Origin of the sequence: Micromonospora sp. LOL_015, assembly GCF_048060275.1 — a bacterium.
Taxonomy (GTDB): Bacteria; Actinomycetota; Actinomycetes; order Mycobacteriales; family Micromonosporaceae; genus Micromonospora_E.
In genome coordinates this window covers 1-15202 of record NZ_JBHMIO010000018.1, presented here as the reverse complement: position 1 = coordinate 15202, position 15202 = coordinate 1, and the positions used below count along the sequence as shown (strand labels likewise).

The following is a 15202-nucleotide window of genomic DNA, read 5'->3' as shown; positions in this document are numbered from 1 at the left end:
CAGTTCGATGCCGCGGTCGCGCCGCCAAATGCCGATCTGGTACCGGTCCGGTGTCTCGACGGCGTCGGCCCGGGCGGCGAGCGCGATGGTGTTCCGTCGGCGGCCAGGTCGACCAGGGCGGTGTAGCCGGCACTGACCGCCACCAGGTGACCTGGTCCGCCCGGTTCTCCCACTTAGCAGCGGGTCTGCCGGCCGGTGCCGACGCAGACGGCGGCGCGGCGGCCGGTGGCGTCGAAGGCGATGCTGTGCTGCCGGCCGGGCGGCAGTCCGGTCAGTGCCAGCGGCGGCGGGCCGGCCGTGGCCCGGTCTGCCGTGCCCTGGCCGATTGCCGTCTGACCGGGGTCGACCGGCTGGCGGCGCCAGACACCGCCTCCGGTCCGGTCCGGTCCGGACCTCCAGAAAGTGCCGGCCGTCCGGCTCGATGTCGCGGGCGGACACCCCGTCCGGTACGGCGGTGCGGACCTGACGTCGGCCCGCGCGGATGTCCCAGGCCGGCACCTGGGTCAGACCACCGTCGTCGTGCAACTTTACGGCCCGGCTGGGCTGGCGAGCGGCGAAGGCAGGTACGTGTGGCCCGGGTGCCGAGAGGGCCGCTGCACTGTCCGGCGATGCGCCGGGATGATTGGATGGCGTCGAGGATCAGCCTGGCGAGGTCAGCCCCGGTCGGAGATCTGCTGCACGGCCCAGCCGTTGCCGTCCGGATCGGTGAAGAAGAAGAAACCGACGTTGTCCAGCGGGTCGGGGACCGGCTGCGGGTTCTCGCCGAGGATCTGGATGTCACTGACCGCGACGCCGCGTCCGCTGAGCTCGGCGTGCGCGGCCTTGAGATCGGCGACGATGAGCTGCAGGCCGCGGAGCGAACCGGGCGGCATATCCGGGACGGCACCCTTGCCGATCACCACGGAGCAGCCCGACCCGGGCGGAGTCAGTTGGATGATCCGTACCTCGTCGTTGATCTTCGTGTCGTGATCGACGGTGAAGCCGAGCTGTCCGGCGTAGAAGTCCTTGGCCCGGTCCAGGTCGGTAACCGGGACCACGACCACCTCGAGCGTCCAGTTCATGGGTCACCTTCCGGTCGACGGTGCGGCGGTGCTGCCCCGGACGACGAGAGTAGTGCCGATCTCCACCCGGTGTCGCGGCAACACGCCACCGTTGGCCAGCGCGAGTACCATCCCGGCGGCGGTCGACGCCATCTCGGTCAGCGGCTGGCGCACGGTGGTCAGCAGCGGGCAGCACCAGCGGGCGTTGTCGATGTCGTCGAAGCCGACCACACTCAGGTCGTCCGGGATGCGCAGGCCGAGCTGCCGGGCGGCGCTGTAGACGCCGAGCGCCTGTAGGTCGTTGCCGCAGAACACCGCCGTCGGTCGGTCGGGCCGGTCGAGCAGGTCACGCCCGTGTGTCTCACCGTCCTCGAAGAAGAACCGGCCGCTGCGGACCAGGTCGTCATCCAGCCGTACGCCAACCGCCGCCATCGCCGCCCGGCAGCCCTCCAGCCGCGCGCGGGCGCCGAGCATGTCGAGCGGGCCGCTGATTACGGCGATCCGGCGGTGCCCAAGGTCGAGCAGATGGCGGGTCGCGGTGATGCCGCCGTTCCAGTTGGTGGCGCCGACCGACGGGGTCGGGTGGGCCGGTTCGCCGACCGGGTCCAGGGCGACCAGGGGGATGGCGCTGGCGGCCAGTTGGGCGTGCTGCTCCGGAGTGAACGCGGAGTAGACGGCGATCACCCCGACCGGTCGGCGGGCCAGCAACTGCTCGGCCCAGGACCGGCCCGGTTCGGTGCGGCCCTGCACCTCGGTGAACCCGACGGCGAGTTCGTTGGTCCGGGCGACCAGCTCCACCCCACGCAGGATCTCGATCGCCAGGTGGCTCTCGAGTTGATAGAAGACGACCTCGATCCCGGCGGTCGGGGAGGCCGAGCCGGGCCGCTGGTAGCCGTGCTCGCGAACCAGTGCCTCGATTCGGCGGCGGGTCTCCAGGGCCACTCCGGATCGTCCGTTGAGCACCTTCGAGACGGTGGGTTTCGAGACGCCGGCCAGCGCGGCGATCGTCGCGACGGAGAGATCGCTACGGCGGCGTGCGCGTCGCTGACCTTCCGGCGGCCTGCCGGTCGCCGGTGGGTGGTCCGGTTGGGTGGGGGCGTGGTCCACGACCGATTCGCCAACCTTCCGCTTGATCTGGGGCATCGCCCGGCTCATGCTACGGAGCGTCAGGCGTTTTTATGCACGTGCGTCGATGTTAGTCCGACGTCGACCTTGAATCTCGAACCATTCATATCGATACTAGTAACTGTTTCGAGCCGGAGTGAAGCGGGAGCTTGGGCAGCCCCGCGTCGGATCCCCATCCTGCGTGCGTTCCGGAGGAACCACATGAGACTCATGGCCAAGATGCTGGCCGCCGCCGCAGCAACCGTCACCGCCGCGGCGGCCGCACTGACCTTCGCGGCACCCGCTTCGGCGGCCACCCTGACCGAGGTCACCAACTTCGGCACCAACCCCAGCAACCTGCGCATGTACCTGTACGTGCCGGACCGGGTCGCGCCCCGTCCGGCGATCCTGGTCGCGATGCACTACTGCACGGGCTCCGGACCCGGGTTCCACTCCGGCACCCAGTTCGCGTCTCTGGCCGACCGGTACGGCTACATCGTCATTTATCCGTCGGTGACCCGCAGCAGCAAGTGTTTCGACGTCTACTCTCCGCAGGCGTTGACTCGCGGCGGCGGGAGTGACCCGGTCGGCATCCGGTCGATGATCAGCTACGTGGAGCAGCGCTACAACACCGACCCGGACCGGATCTTCGCCACCGGAACGTCGTCCGGCGCGATGATGACCAACGTGATGCTCGGCGTCTACCCGGACGTCTTCGCCGCCGGCGCGTCCTTCGCTGGGGTGCCGTTCACCTGCTTCGCCACCACTGGCGGTTCCGAGTGGAACAGCCAGTGCTCCGGCGGGCAGATCATCCGTACCCCCCAGCAGTGGGGCGACGCCGTCCGCAACAGTCTGCCCGGCTACTCCGGACCGTGGCCACGGATGCAGATTTGGCACGGCACCAACGACGGGACGCTGCGCTACCCGAACTTCGCCGAGCAAATCAAGCAGTGGACCAACGTGCACGGGCTGAGTCAGACGCCGACCTACACCGACAGCCCGCAGGGCAACTACACCCGCACCCGGTACGGTAGCTCCGGCGGTATGGCGCCAGTCGAGGCGATCAGCATGCAGGGCACCGGCCACAGCATCCCGGTCGATGCCGCCCAGGTGATCCGCTTCTTCGGTCTGGACGGCACGGCGCCTCCGACGACGGCGCCTCCGACGACGGCGCCTCCGACGACGGCGCCTCCGACGACGGCGCCTCCGACCACGGCACCTCCGACGACTCCGCCGCCGCCGTCGGGCACCTGCCGGATCACCTACGGGGTGAACGCGTGGAACAACGGACTCGTCGCCTCGGTGACGATCGCCAACACCGGCAGCAGCGCGATCAACGGTTGGTCCCTGGCCTTCACCCTGCCCGCCGGGCAGACCATCACCTCTGGCTGGAACGCGACGTACTCGCCGACCAGCGGCGCGGTCACCGCCCGCAACCTGTCCTACAACGCAGGCATCCCGCCGAACGGCTCGCAGAGCATCGGCTTCCAGGCCACCCACACCGGCAACAACGGTAGCCCGACGTCGTTCACCCTGAACGGCACTCCCTGCGCCGTCGCCTGACACAGGCGGACGTCGCTGGTTGCGGGGCTACCGGTCCAGGATGACCGACCGCGACCAGCGACGTCCTACAGCGCTGGCCGCGGTCGGTCAGAGCCGGTGGCCGCCGTGGTCCGTGTCGTGTCGCGCCGATCCATGCGTCCTTGTCGTCGAGATCAGCTCAGTACCTGCCGGGATCCGAGATCCAGCCACGGCCCGGCCGTCGCGCCGGGTGCCTGGTTGCGGGTCCACCAGCGGGCCGTCCACAGGTGCCCGCCGTACGCCACCGTCTCACCGCCGGTGTAGATCCATGATGGTGTCCAGGCGCGAATGGTGCCGTCGAAGCCGCCAACCACGGCTCCGCTCTCGGCCCAGGCGCCGTACGGGTTCGTCCCGGGCACTTCGTTGCTGGTCCACCACTGAGCCACCCAGACCGATCCGGCGTAGGTGACCTCGTCGCCGGCGTTGTAGACCGTCGACGCGGACCAGTCCGACGGCGGCTCGAGCAGTGTGAATGCCACCTCGGTCACGTTCCCCGCCAGATCGAACACCCGTAGCGTGTTCGTGCCCACGACAGCGCCGTACCTGCCCGGCTCGACGCCGTCGAGCGACGTCCGTACGGCGTCGGCAAGGTCGGTGGTGACGCCGTTGACAACGACCTTGTCGAGCGTGCCCTCGTCGTACAGCGCGAAGCTGACCTGTCGGTAGCTGCCGTCCTCGCTCTCGGACCACGGCTCGATGGTGACCGTGGGGGGCGTCACATCGACGGCGAGGAGCCTGTGGATCTCGATGGTGTTTACCATCACCGATCCCGACGCCTCGTTGGCCATGTCGACGTTGACGGTGAGGAAGCCGTTCGTCACCGCGACTGTCGCGGACGCCCGGACCGGTTTGGTCCAGTCCTTGGACAGCTTGGTGGGCGGTAGTGCGGTCACTGCCTCGCTGGTTCCCTCGTTGAGGGTGACGGTCGCTTCGTATCCTTTGTCGACCTGCGCTGACCAGCCGGTAGCGATGGCGAGGTCGACGCGGTACCGGCCGTTGGCCAGCTCGAACTTGTACGGTACACCGACTCGCTGCGCCAGCGGTTGCGTCTGGTCCTTGGCGTAGCGGTAGGTCTGACCGACAGGTGTGCCGTCGGTGTATCCGAGGTTTTCCGCGGGCCAGGTGTAGGTGCCGGTGAGCAGGTTCGGGTAGGCCGCCGACGGTTTGGCGGTGTCCAGCACACCCCAGTTCCTTCCGGTGACCGGGTCAGGCCCGAAGAACTGGTCGGTGACGCTGTGGTGCGTGCCGAGCCGGGAGCCGGCGTTGACGGTCGCCGGGTCGATGTCGCCGGCGTCGACAAGGTAGGCGAGCTCACCGATTTCGAGCCACTGCGCCCAGACGGTCATGTCGCCAGCGACGATCGTGTCCGCGTCGACACCTGCACCGGCGCCGGTCCGGGCGGTGTTCCAGCCCACGAACTCGTATCCGTTGCGTACCGGTGGTGCCGGCAGGGCACCGAGGGCGGCCCCGATACTCGCGAAGATCCGGGCGTGCTCACCCCGACCGTCGTTGCTGTCGAAGACGACCGTCGCGTCGGTCGTCGGCACCCCGGGCGCGGCGACCAGGAGGCTTCGTACTCCGATGTCGTACCCGGTGCTCGCGGTGTTCTTCCCGGCGCCGACGATGCGGTAGGTGATTTCGTGCGTACCCGCGCTCAGGTGGACAGTGCCGTGCTCGTGGTCAACCAGTCGTGGCTGCGCCGAGTAGAGGTCCACTGGCGTGCCGGTCGACACACCGTCGACGTACGGCTGCACGAAGGCGCCGCTGCCGGTGGCGACGAAGTCGGTGCGCAGCCGGTACACGGCTGACTCGTCGACGTCGAACCGGTATGTCACCGTGTCTCCGCTTTCCATGGCGGTCTCCGCGCCGTCGCCGTCGCGGTAGCTGCTCGGCGTACCGCCGGTGTGTGCGGTGTAGGTCGTTCCCGCGAGCCTCGCCGTCGAGGTCTGGACCGTGCCGGTGCTGCGTACCTCGACCGGCTCGGCTCCCGATCCCGGCACCGCGCTGTAGCGCGTGGGGTCGGCGGCGGGCGGCGTGACGAGGATTCGGGCGGCGGTGCGACCGGGCAGGTCGAGGGAGAACGATGCCTCGCCCGCTGCGGCGGCGACGTTGCGGCGCAGCACCGGTACCGTGCCGTAGTTCGGCGTGGCCAGCGTCTCCTGGATCAGGTCCACCTGTACGTGCACCCGGCCACTGGCGACGAGTGCCGGTGGGAGGTTGCGCAGTGTGACCGGAATGGCCTTCGCCGTCTCTTCCCAGTTTCCCAGCAGGATCCAGGACTCGTTGACGGTCGAGTCGTCGTTGTAGGTTGCCAGCGCGTCAACCGACGTTTTGTCGAAGGTCGTTCCGATCTTACGACCGGTCATGTCCCAGTAGGTCTGGTACACGTACCAGATCCCGGTCGCCATCTTGCCGTGGTCGTCGAAGGTGGCCATCTCGCCGAGGAAGCTGCGCGAGTTGGGATTGTCGCCGGGCAGACCCCACGCGGACCGCAGTCCGAACTCCAGGCTGGTGCTCTCCGACGCGCGTTCGAGCTCGCCCAGGTACGAGACCGAGAGCCCGGGGTTGTAGTTGCCCTGGCTGCGACGTCCGGCCTCCGTCGTCGAGTATCCGGTGCCCTGGTACTCGGTGATGGCGATCGGCATGACCGGGATGTCGTTCTGCCGCATCCACTCGGTGATCTGGCGGGCGTGGTCCTCGATCGCGGTGCGGGTCCGTGTCAGCTCGTGCCAGGCCAGCACGTCGGGCAGGCAGTCGTGCTGCTTGCAGTAGGTCAGGAAGGCAGTGAGGTACGAGAACTCGAACGAGGCGAGCTCAGGTCCTTGGACCAGCTGGGTCGGGTCGAAGTCCTTGACGCCGTCGTAGCCGTTCTTGAACCCTCGGAAAAATGCGTTCTGGTTGCTCCACTGCAGGTCAGGCTCGTTCCAGAGCACCCAGGAGTAGACGTCGATGTCCTTCGCCGCCGCGTCGGCGAGCTCTCCGGCGATGTACTCCTTGTAGGCGGCGCCCCCGTCGATCTGCGCCAGGGCCTTCCAGTCGGTGTTGCCGCCGTACTCGCCGCGGGCCACCTTGCCCTTGAACCCGTAGTAGGTACCGATCATGAGCTTGGCGTCCGGGTTGATCGTCTGCAACCGGTCGCGGGTGGCGTCCTCGAACCACCCGGGGAGGTAGTCGTGGTAGACGCTCGTCCGTTTGGAGTAGTCCGTCCCGCGGATCGCGTTGATGTCGATGCCGTCGGTCAGCCACTGCGCGGGGCCCCGTTCGTCGAACGGGTGCAGGTTGCCGCCGCCGACGTGCCGCATCGCGCCGGCATCGACCTGGTAGTCGACGGTGACGGGGTAGCTCGGGTCGGCGGCGGCCGGCGATCCGGTCGCCGGGATGAGCCCGAGCGCGAGCGCGACCCCGGACAGGGCAGCCAGCGCCCGTTGTCTTCCTCTGGTCATGACCTCTCCCTGCATCTCCTGATGGCCTCTCCGAGATCGTCAGCGCACCGCTGGCGGGCGAGTGCTTCCGGTGATCGAGGCGGTACCGTGGGCAGCGAAAGCAAGGTCAGCCTCGGTTTCGCCGCCCGCCGGCAAGCAGTTGGGCCAGCCGGCGGCGACCCGCCGTCAGCGCACCGCTGCGGCTCTGCCGGAGTCGCGGTGCGGCTATCTTCGTGGGGCTACGGAACGTAGGTCTGTTAACAATGCCGACTCGACTGTGACTTGTGGCGGCAACCATAGTGATCGATCACCTTGGTGTCAACGCTGGCCGAGGTGCCGGCGAGGAAGGGAATACCTATCAATGGCGACAGAGCCCTCGGCGACGCCGGAGCGAAGCAGGAAGCCGGCGACCATCTTCGAGGTGGCCAAGGAGGCGGGGGTGTCGCACCAGACCGTCTCACGCTTCCTGCGTGGCAACGGTGGGCTGCGCCCGGCGACGGTCGAGAAGATCACCCGTGCGGTCGAGCTGCTCAACTACCGTCCGAACCGGGCGGCCAGGGCGATGCGGACCAGGCGAACCGACCGTATCGCGATCGTCATGCCGGACATCACCCCGTTGGTTCCCAACCGGCTGCTACAGGGTGCTGCGGGCGCTGCCCACGATGCCGGCTTCCACATCGACATCGTCAGCCTCGAGGGCTCTGCGGCGGACCGCGCGGCCCGGACCCGGGCACTGCTCCAGCCCGAGACGGTGGACGGGATTCTGTCGTTCGCGCCGTTGCAGGACAGCTTGGACGGTTCGGACGTCACGGAGTTCCCGGTGCCCATCGTGATCGTCGGGGAGTACGACGACAACATGCGGGGGCGCAGCCATTTGGCTGACGCGGCGCCCGTGACCGCCATCATCGGGTACCTCGCGGCCAACGGTCATCGTCGGTTCGTCCACGTCGCCGGATCGCCGTCGTGGGCCTCCGCCCGCAACCGGCGGGCGGCGTACGAGGCGACCGTCGAGCGGCTGGGCCTCGAATCGTGTGCCGTCGTCGACGGCGACTGGACCGTACGATCCGGTTACGAGACGGCCCGCACCGTGGTCGCGGGCTGCGGTGCGACAGCCGTGTTCGCAGCCAACGACCAGGTCGCGCTCGGCGTCATCCTCGGCCTGCAGAGCGTCGGCATCGATGTGCCGGGCCAGGTCAGCGTGTTCGGCTGGGACGACGAGGAAATCGGACGGTACTTCAGACCGAGCCTGTCGACGGTGGCGGTGGACCGGGAGCGGCATGGCCGGTTGGCGATGCAGCGGCTGCTGGCCCTGATGCGGGGTGAGCCCCTGAACGAGGCCTTCCCAGCCGACCTGCAGCGGCTGGTGCTCCGCGACTCGACCGGCCCGGCATCGGTTTGAGTCGACCCCTTGCATTCAAGGGTGATCGATCACTATGGTGCATCACACATCCGATTCGGCGAGGTTACGAGCAGCAGCACCCAGCGTCGCGTGCCTGCTGGCGCACCCAGGTCGTCGATCGACATGCGACAACTGCGGACCGCTGTCGACGAGGTGTCCGCGAGCGGGAGGAAGGGGTCGAACATGTGTAGAGCCTCCTGGCCGCGGTCAGCGTGGGTGGCGCGGTGAGCGTCGCCGAGCTGCAAGCGATCAGCCGTCGTGATCCCGGAGCCCGGCCGCCGCAGGCCGCGCGTGACACGCGGGTGGCCGCAGCGTTTCTTGCGCCCTGGCTCATCGGCCTGTTCGTCCTGACGCTGGGCCCGATGCTCGCGTCGTTGTATCTGGCCTTCACCAACTACAACCTGCTCCAGGATCCGAGCTTCATCGGGCTCGACAACTTTCAGCGGATGCTCACCGACGAGCGACTGCACCGTTCCCTGGGCGTCACGTTTCTCTACGTGGCCGTCAGCGTGCCGGCCCAACTGGCACTGGCGCTGCTGCTCGCACTGGTGCTGGATCGGGGGATGCGCGGACTGGCGTTCTACCGGTCCGCGTTCTACCTACCCTCGTTGCTGGGGTCCAGTGTGGCCATCGCTGTTCTTTGGCGGCTCATCTTCGGCGGTGATGGCCTGGTCAACGATCTGTTGGGCTTCCTCGGGGTCGAGAGCACAACGAGTTGGGTGGCGGACCCGGCGACCGCCCTGTGGACGCTCGTCGTCCTGCACGCATGGACCTTCGGATCGCCGATGGTCATCTTCCTGGCCGGACTGCGACAGATCCCCTGGGAGTACTACGAGGCGGCGCAAGTCGACGGCGCAGGTACGGTAAGCCGGTTTCGCCACATCACGGTGCCGCTACTAACACCCATCATCTTCTTCAACTTTGTGCTGGCGGTCATCAATGCGTTTCAGACATTCACGCAGGCATTCGTGGTGTCGGGAGGCACCGGAGGCCCGTCCGACTCGACGCTGTTCTACACGTTGTATCTCTACCAGGAGGGATTCGGTTCGTACCGAATGGGCTACGCCTCCGCGATGGCATGGCTTCTGGTCGTGATCATTGGAGCTCTCACGGCAGTCAACTTCTGGGCGGCAAGGCATTGGGTTCACTACGATGACTGACTCGATGACGCGGGAGCCGGCGCGGCTTCGGCCGCCGGTCACGAAGGCCGGGCCTGCGCGGCGGGCCGGCGCAGCAGGCGTTGTTCGAGGCGTACGACACGTCCTGTTGCTGGCCGTGGTGGCGGTTGCGCTCTACCCGGTGTTGTGGATGGTCGTCAGTTCTCTGCGGCCCGACGGCCACATCTTCGGAAATCCGTCGTTGGTGCTCGACACATTCGACTTCTCGAATTACCCCCGTGGCTGGAACGCGCTCGCGCAACCCTTCGGCTGGTATCTACTCAACTCGGGAATCATCGTTGCCGGTGCAATCATCGGAAACCTCATCAGCTGTTCGATGGCGGCCTACGCCTTCGCGCGCCTTCGGTTCCGGTTCCAGCGGCCCGCTTTTGCAATCATGCTTGTCACGATCATGCTGCCCATCCATGTCGTGATCGTCCCGCAGTACGTCCTCTTCGCCCAGTTGGACATGGTCAACAGCTTCTGGCCGCTGATCCTGCCAAAATTCCTTGCCGTCGACGCCTTCTTCACCTTCCTGATGGTCCAGTTCATCCGCGGACTGCCGCGGGAGCTCGACGACGCTGCTCGCATCGACGGAGCGGGTCATGCGACCATCTTCCTCAAGGTGCTGTTGCCATTGATGCGGCCGGCGTTGGCCACCACCGCCATCTTCACCTTCATCTGGACCTGGAACGACTTCTTCAGCCAGCTCGTCTACCTGACGGACCCCAGCCTGTACACGGTGCCGGTTGCGCTGCGGTCGTTCGTCGACGCACAGTCGGAATCATCCTTCGGTGCGCTGTTCGCGATGAGCGTGGTGTCGATCGTGCCGCTCGTCGTCGCTTTCGCGGTCGGTCAGCGGTATCTGATCCGCGGCATCGCAACCACTGGTGGCAAATAGACCAGCCTGTCCCTGTCCAGCTGCGTCGACAACTTCCATTCATCGGAACGGAGAGTAGAATGCGTATGTCATCTTTCCCGAGTCGGCTGGCGATTGCCGGCGCGCTCGTCGCGGTACTCGGAGTAGGCGCCTGTGGCACTGCGGACTCGTCCGGCGGGACTCAGGAGCTCAGCGACGGCGACGTCACATTGCGACTGACCTGGTGGGGCGCTGACGCGCGGCACGAGCGGACCCAGCAGGCAATCGAGGCGTTCCAGGAGCAGTATCCGAACATCGAGGTGATCGGGGAGTTCAGCGACTGGACCGGGTACTGGGACAAACTCGCGACGGCGACTGCCGGCGGTAACGCTCCGGACGTCATCCAGATGGACCAGCTGTACCTCGCCTCGTACGCCGACCGCGGCGTGCTGGCCGATCTGGCCCAGCAACCGCAGTTGGACACGACGACCCTGCCGCCGGCCGTGCTGGACACCGGGCGGTCCCGAGGCACGCTCTACGGCATGCCGATCTCCACGTCGGCGTGGGGCATCCTGGTCAATCAGGACAAGCTTGCCGAGCTGGGCGTCGCCCTACCCGACACCGAGAACTGGACCTGGGACGAGTTCGCCGACTTCGGCCGGTCGGTGACCGACGCGTCCGGCGGCGAGGTGCACGGATTCACCCCACACTGGAACGAGTTCTCCTTGCAGATCCACGCCCGTCAGCACGGCGAAGCCCTGTTCAGCGACGGCAAGGTCAGCATCAGCGTGCCGACGCTGGCCAGGTACTTCCAGCAGGTGCACGACTGGGCGACGGCCGGGGCCTCCGTGCCGGCCTCGCAGTTCGCCGAGGGTGTCAGCGCCGCGCTGGATCAGACGGACTTCGCCACCGGCAAGGTTGCGATGATCTTCGCCAACGTGACGCAGCTGGCGGCGTACACCAAGGCCACGGGGGGAGCCGACCTGATCGCCGTCAAACTGCCGACGGAAGACGGGAACTCGACTCCGTTCAGCTACCTCAAACCGGGCATGTACTGGTCGGTGTCGGCTGAAAGCGAGCACCCCGCCGAAGCCGAGCTGCTGATCGACTTCCTGGTGAACACCACAGAGGCCGGCGAGATCATCGGTTCCGAGCGGGGCATTCCCGCCAACACCACGGTGCTGGAATCCATCAGAGACTCGCTCACCCCTGGCGAGCTGCAGGCCGTGGAGTACGCGGAGTCGATCCAGGACCTGCTCGGCGACGCACCGGAGATCGTGCCGAACGGTGCCAGCGAGATCGAACGGACCATCGTCCGCTACCTGCAGGACGTCATGTTCGACCGAAGGACCGCCGAGGAGGCCGCCGAGGCATTCGTGGCCGAGCTCCAGTCTTCGATCGACGCCGCTCAGTGACTACTGTCGGGCTGCGGCTTCCGGATCGGGCGGACGACGGGCCTGGCCGAGAAGCAACGGCACACCAGATCAGTGCTCCACGTCACGCCAACGAGATGGAGGACGGCATGCTCAATGTGGGAATCATCGGTGCGGGAAGCATCGCGGGCACACACATCGCCGGCTACCAGAAGTTCGCAGACGACTGCCGGATCACCGCCGTCTGCGACGTGACCATTGAGAAGGCGCAGGAACGCAGGACCACCTTCGGTCTCACCGATGCCCGCGTCTACGACGATATCGGGGTTCTACTCGCTGCCGAGGACATGGACCTGGTGAGCATCACGACACCGCCGTCGACGCACGCCGACCTCGCCATCGCCGCCCTGCGTTCGGGAGTCAACGTCCTGGTGGAGAAGCCGATGGCACCGTCCCTGCAGGAGTGTGACGCGATGGTCGCCGCCGCTGCGGAGTCGGGCAAGCTGCTGTCGGTCGTCGCGCAAAATCGGTTCCGTGACGACATGGCAACCTTGAAGGAAGTGCTGGACTCTGGTCTGATCGGAGCTGTGTCGCACGTCCAGGTCAACTCGTCCTGGTGGCGGGGACGGCCCTACTACGACCTGTGGTGGCGGGGGACCTGGTCCTCCGAGGGCGGCGGCTGCACCCTCAACCATGCCATCCACCACATCGATCTCACCATGTGGATGCTCGGCCGCCCGTCGGCGGTGACCGCGATGCTGGTCAACGCGCAGCACGACAACGCAGAGGTCGAGGACCTGTCCGTCGCGATCCTGCAGTACGACCGGGCACTGGCTCAGCTCACCAGCTCGGTGGTGCACCACGGCGAGGACCAGGAGATCGTCATCCAGGGCGCGCACGCCAGGGTTTCCCAGCCGTGGCGGGCGGTAGCCGAGAGCAGCGCGGCGAACGGGTTTCCCGCGCCGGGCGGCAACCAGGACCTGGTCGCCGACCTCGACGCACTTGTGCACGCGCACCAACCGCTCACGCATACCGGGCACACCGGCCAGATTGGCGACGTGCTGCGTGCGGTCCGGGAAGGGACGGCACCCGCGGTGAGCGGCACAGACGGGCGAAACGCGGTCGAATTGGTCACCGCGATCTACGAGTCGGGCATCGAGCGCCGCCCGGTGAGTCTCCCATTGTCCCCGGACGATCCCTACTATCACCACGGTGCCCTGGTACAGCGCGCGCCCCGGTTCTTCGAGAAGACCGCTACGGTGCGCGACCTGCCCGGTCCCATCACCGTCGGCGGCACGCCCCGACAGGACAGCTGAGGAGACGAACAGGTGTCGATGGCCAATGGAGCGACGTACGCGCCGGATCCCGTACCGGCCCCGGTGGTGACACCCGGGGAGTTCGTCTTTGCCGCGGTTGGTCTCAACCACGGGCACATCTACGGCATGAGCGCGGGCCTGCTCGGTGCCGGCGCCACGCTCAAGTGGGTGTACGACCCCGACCCGGCCAAGGTCGCCGCGTTCCGTCAGCGGTTCCCGCAGGCGCGGGTGGCACGCGACGAGTCGGAGGTCCTCGACGACGACACGGTCCACCTGGTGGCCGGCGCTGCCGTCACCTCGGAGCGGTGCGCTCTCGGCCTGCGGGTCATCGATGCAGGCAAGGACTACTTCACCGACAAGGCCCCGCTCACCACCTTGGAGCAGCTAACCGAGGCACGAAAGGCCACCGCGCGCACCGGGCGTAAGTACGCGGTCTACTACTCGGAGCGGATCCACGTCGAGGCGGCGGTGCTGGCCGGGCAGCTCATCGAGCGCGGCGCCATCGGCCGGGTGGTACAGGTCATGGGCCTTGGTCCGCACCGGCTCTCCGCCGCCGGCCGCCCGGACTGGTTCTTCCGCAAGGAGAAGTACGGCGGCATTCTCTGCGACATCGGCAGCCACAACGTGGAGCAGATGCTGCACTTTACTGGGGCGACCGATGCCGAGATCAGCCACTCCACCGTCGGGAACTTCAACCACCCGCAGTACCCGGAGCTCGACGACTTCGGCGAGTTGGGGCTGGTGCTGAACACCAGCGCGACTGGGTACTGCCGGGTGGACTGGTTCACTCCCGACGGGTTGCGCACCTGGGGTGACGGGCGGACCTTCATCCTCGGCACCGACGGCTACCTGGAGCTGCGTAAGTACCTCAACGTGGCGACCGACGCCGGTCCCGGCCATGTCTTCCTCGTTGACGGCAAAGGTGAGCACCATCTGGTCGCAGCTGGTCAGGTCGGCTATCCGTACTTCGGTCAGCTGATCCTCGACTGCCAGCACCGGACCGAGAACGCCATGACTCAGGAGCACGCGTTCAAGGCGGCGGAGCTCAGCATCCGTGCCCAACTGCAGGCCAGGGTGATCCGCCACGTCGCGGACCGCTGACCGACCGACCACAGCAGCGGCGCCTCCTTGAGTGAGGTCCGCGGCTCGCGCTCGAGCCCCCCGATCTTCGTGAAAAGACCTCATAATGGAGATTTTTGACGAATAGCCGCATAGTGGCGATAACCGACTTATGCTCAACGCAGTGCGGGATGCCCCCCAACACCCCGTGTAGGAATTTCTACTAATCTTCGGGACGCTGCGGGAGCAACGGTGACCAGTGAACGACGCCTGCGTCGAAGACTCAAACAAGCACAAACCCCTGCCAAGGTGGGCTATCTTCTCCTGCTTGCCGCGACGACAAGTAGCTTGACACCAGCGGTGCAGCCGGCCAGCGCGGCCGAGGTTCGGCCGTTGGGGGATGCGCGTCCCAGCACAGAGTCTTCGCTCGTCACACCTGGGCCGAACGGGTATCGCACTGTCTGGTATCCCGCTGCGCCGTTGCGCGACGACCCGGGTATCGGCGACCGTGAACGTTGGCAGCCGGGCCTCGGGCCGCAGGGTTGGCAGCGCTCAGAGGACGAATGGCGTCGGCACAAGCCGAGCCGTGGTCCCCAAGGACCGCAGGGTGCGCAGGGTGCTGATGGTGCCCAGGGTGCGCAGGGCGTGCAGGGTGCGCAGGGCTTCCAGGGTGCGCAGGGTGCGCAGGGTGCCCAGGGTGCGCAGGGTGCGCAGGGCGTGCAGGGTGCTGATGGTGCGCAGGGTTTCCAGGGTGCCCAGGGTGCGCAGGGTGCCGATGGTGCTCAGGGTGCGCAGGGTGCGCAGGGTGCTGATGGTGCTCAGGGCGCGCAGGGTGTCCCGCACCGGGTTTGATGGAGACATCGAAACCTGGGAGGAACACCAGCGATGCCCG

At 67.2% G+C, this 15202-nt stretch carries 11 protein-coding genes; 7 read left to right on the top strand and 4 right to left on the bottom strand.

Features of this window, described 5'->3' with window-relative positions; translation table 11 throughout:
* Positions 1-653: 653 nt before the first annotated feature.
* Together ACFHWU_RS16170 and ACFHWU_RS16165 are read right to left on the bottom strand one after the other, a co-directional pair.
* Complete coding sequence (locus ACFHWU_RS16170) at positions 654-1061, bottom strand: VOC family protein (protein ID WP_416590926.1); 408 nt, start codon at positions 1059-1061, stop codon at positions 654-656.
* A 3-nt stretch (positions 1062-1064) separates the two neighbouring features.
* A complete protein-coding gene (locus ACFHWU_RS16165) occupies positions 1065-2195 on the bottom strand; it encodes a LacI family DNA-binding transcriptional regulator (RefSeq protein ID WP_416590925.1) in 1131 nt (376 codons plus the stop codon).
* A gap of 171 nt (positions 2196-2366) precedes the next feature.
* On the opposite strand from ACFHWU_RS16165, the gene ACFHWU_RS16160 reads away from it, so the two are divergent.
* Positions 2367-3707, top strand: a complete 1341-nt coding sequence (locus ACFHWU_RS16160) for a PHB depolymerase family esterase (protein WP_416590924.1) — start codon at positions 2367-2369, stop codon at positions 3705-3707.
* Positions 3708-3859: 152 nt separating this feature from the next.
* Here ACFHWU_RS16160 and ACFHWU_RS16155 read toward each other — a convergent pair whose 3' ends face one another.
* Positions 3860-7168, bottom strand: coding sequence for a carbohydrate-binding protein (locus tag ACFHWU_RS16155; RefSeq protein ID WP_416590923.1), 3309 nt, complete (start codon positions 7166-7168; stop codon positions 3860-3862).
* A 340-nt stretch (positions 7169-7508) separates the two neighbouring features.
* Here ACFHWU_RS16155 and ACFHWU_RS16150 point away from each other — a divergent pair, with 340 nt between their 5' ends.
* The 6 genes from ACFHWU_RS16150 (at position 7509) to ACFHWU_RS16125 (ending at position 14352) form a co-directional block, all read left to right on the top strand.
* Positions 7509-8546, top strand: coding sequence for a LacI family DNA-binding transcriptional regulator (locus tag ACFHWU_RS16150; RefSeq protein ID WP_416554588.1), 1038 nt, complete (start codon positions 7509-7511; stop codon positions 8544-8546).
* Positions 8547-8770: 224 nt separating this feature from the next.
* Entirely contained in the window at positions 8771-9706 is a 936-nt protein-coding gene (locus ACFHWU_RS16145; RefSeq protein ID WP_416554586.1) for a carbohydrate ABC transporter permease, read from the top strand.
* Entirely contained in the window at positions 9699-10604 is a 906-nt protein-coding gene (locus tag ACFHWU_RS16140; RefSeq protein ID WP_416554584.1) for a carbohydrate ABC transporter permease, read from the top strand. The genes ACFHWU_RS16145 and ACFHWU_RS16140 overlap by 8 nt, the downstream gene beginning before the upstream one ends.
* Before the next feature lie 59 nt (positions 10605-10663).
* On the top strand, positions 10664-11977 hold the full coding sequence (locus tag ACFHWU_RS16135) for an ABC transporter substrate-binding protein (RefSeq protein ID WP_416590922.1): 1314 nt from the start codon (positions 10664-10666) through the stop codon (positions 11975-11977).
* Positions 11978-12084: 107 nt separating this feature from the next.
* Positions 12085-13251, top strand: a complete 1167-nt coding sequence (locus tag ACFHWU_RS16130) for a Gfo/Idh/MocA family protein (protein WP_416554580.1) — start codon at positions 12085-12087, stop codon at positions 13249-13251.
* Positions 13252-13269: 18 nt separating this feature from the next.
* Positions 13270-14352, top strand: coding sequence for a Gfo/Idh/MocA family protein (locus ACFHWU_RS16125; RefSeq protein ID WP_416554778.1), 1083 nt, complete (start codon positions 13270-13272; stop codon positions 14350-14352).
* 510 nt (positions 14353-14862) lie between these two features.
* Here ACFHWU_RS16125 and ACFHWU_RS16120 read toward each other — a convergent pair.
* A partial coding sequence (locus ACFHWU_RS16120; RefSeq protein ID WP_416590921.1) for a hypothetical protein occupies positions 14863-15202 on the bottom strand: 340 nt, incomplete at its 5' end.

Bases quoted from the DNA above. Each gene is read 5' to 3' on its own strand.
- ACFHWU_RS16170 (WP_416590926.1), bottom strand. From the start codon at position 1,061: ATGAACTGGACGCTCGAGGTGGTCGTGGTCCCGGTTACCGACCTGGAC.
- ACFHWU_RS16165 (WP_416590925.1), bottom strand. From the start codon at position 2,195: ATGAGCCGGGCGATGCCCCAGATCAAGCGGAAGGTTGGCGAATCGGTC.
- ACFHWU_RS16160 (WP_416590924.1), top strand. From the start codon at position 2,367: ATGAGACTCATGGCCAAGATGCTGGCCGCCGCCGCAGCAACCGTCACC.
- ACFHWU_RS16155 (WP_416590923.1), bottom strand. From the start codon at position 7,168: ATGACCAGAGGAAGACAACGGGCGCTGGCTGCCCTGTCCGGGGTCGCG.
- ACFHWU_RS16150 (WP_416554588.1), top strand. From the start codon at position 7,509: ATGGCGACAGAGCCCTCGGCGACGCCGGAGCGAAGCAGGAAGCCGGCG.
- ACFHWU_RS16140 (WP_416554584.1), top strand. From the start codon at position 9,699: ATGACTGACTCGATGACGCGGGAGCCGGCGCGGCTTCGGCCGCCGGTC.
- ACFHWU_RS16135 (WP_416590922.1), top strand. From the start codon at position 10,664: ATGCGTATGTCATCTTTCCCGAGTCGGCTGGCGATTGCCGGCGCGCTC.
- ACFHWU_RS16130 (WP_416554580.1), top strand. From the start codon at position 12,085: ATGCTCAATGTGGGAATCATCGGTGCGGGAAGCATCGCGGGCACACAC.
- ACFHWU_RS16125 (WP_416554778.1), top strand. From the start codon at position 13,270: ATGGCCAATGGAGCGACGTACGCGCCGGATCCCGTACCGGCCCCGGTG.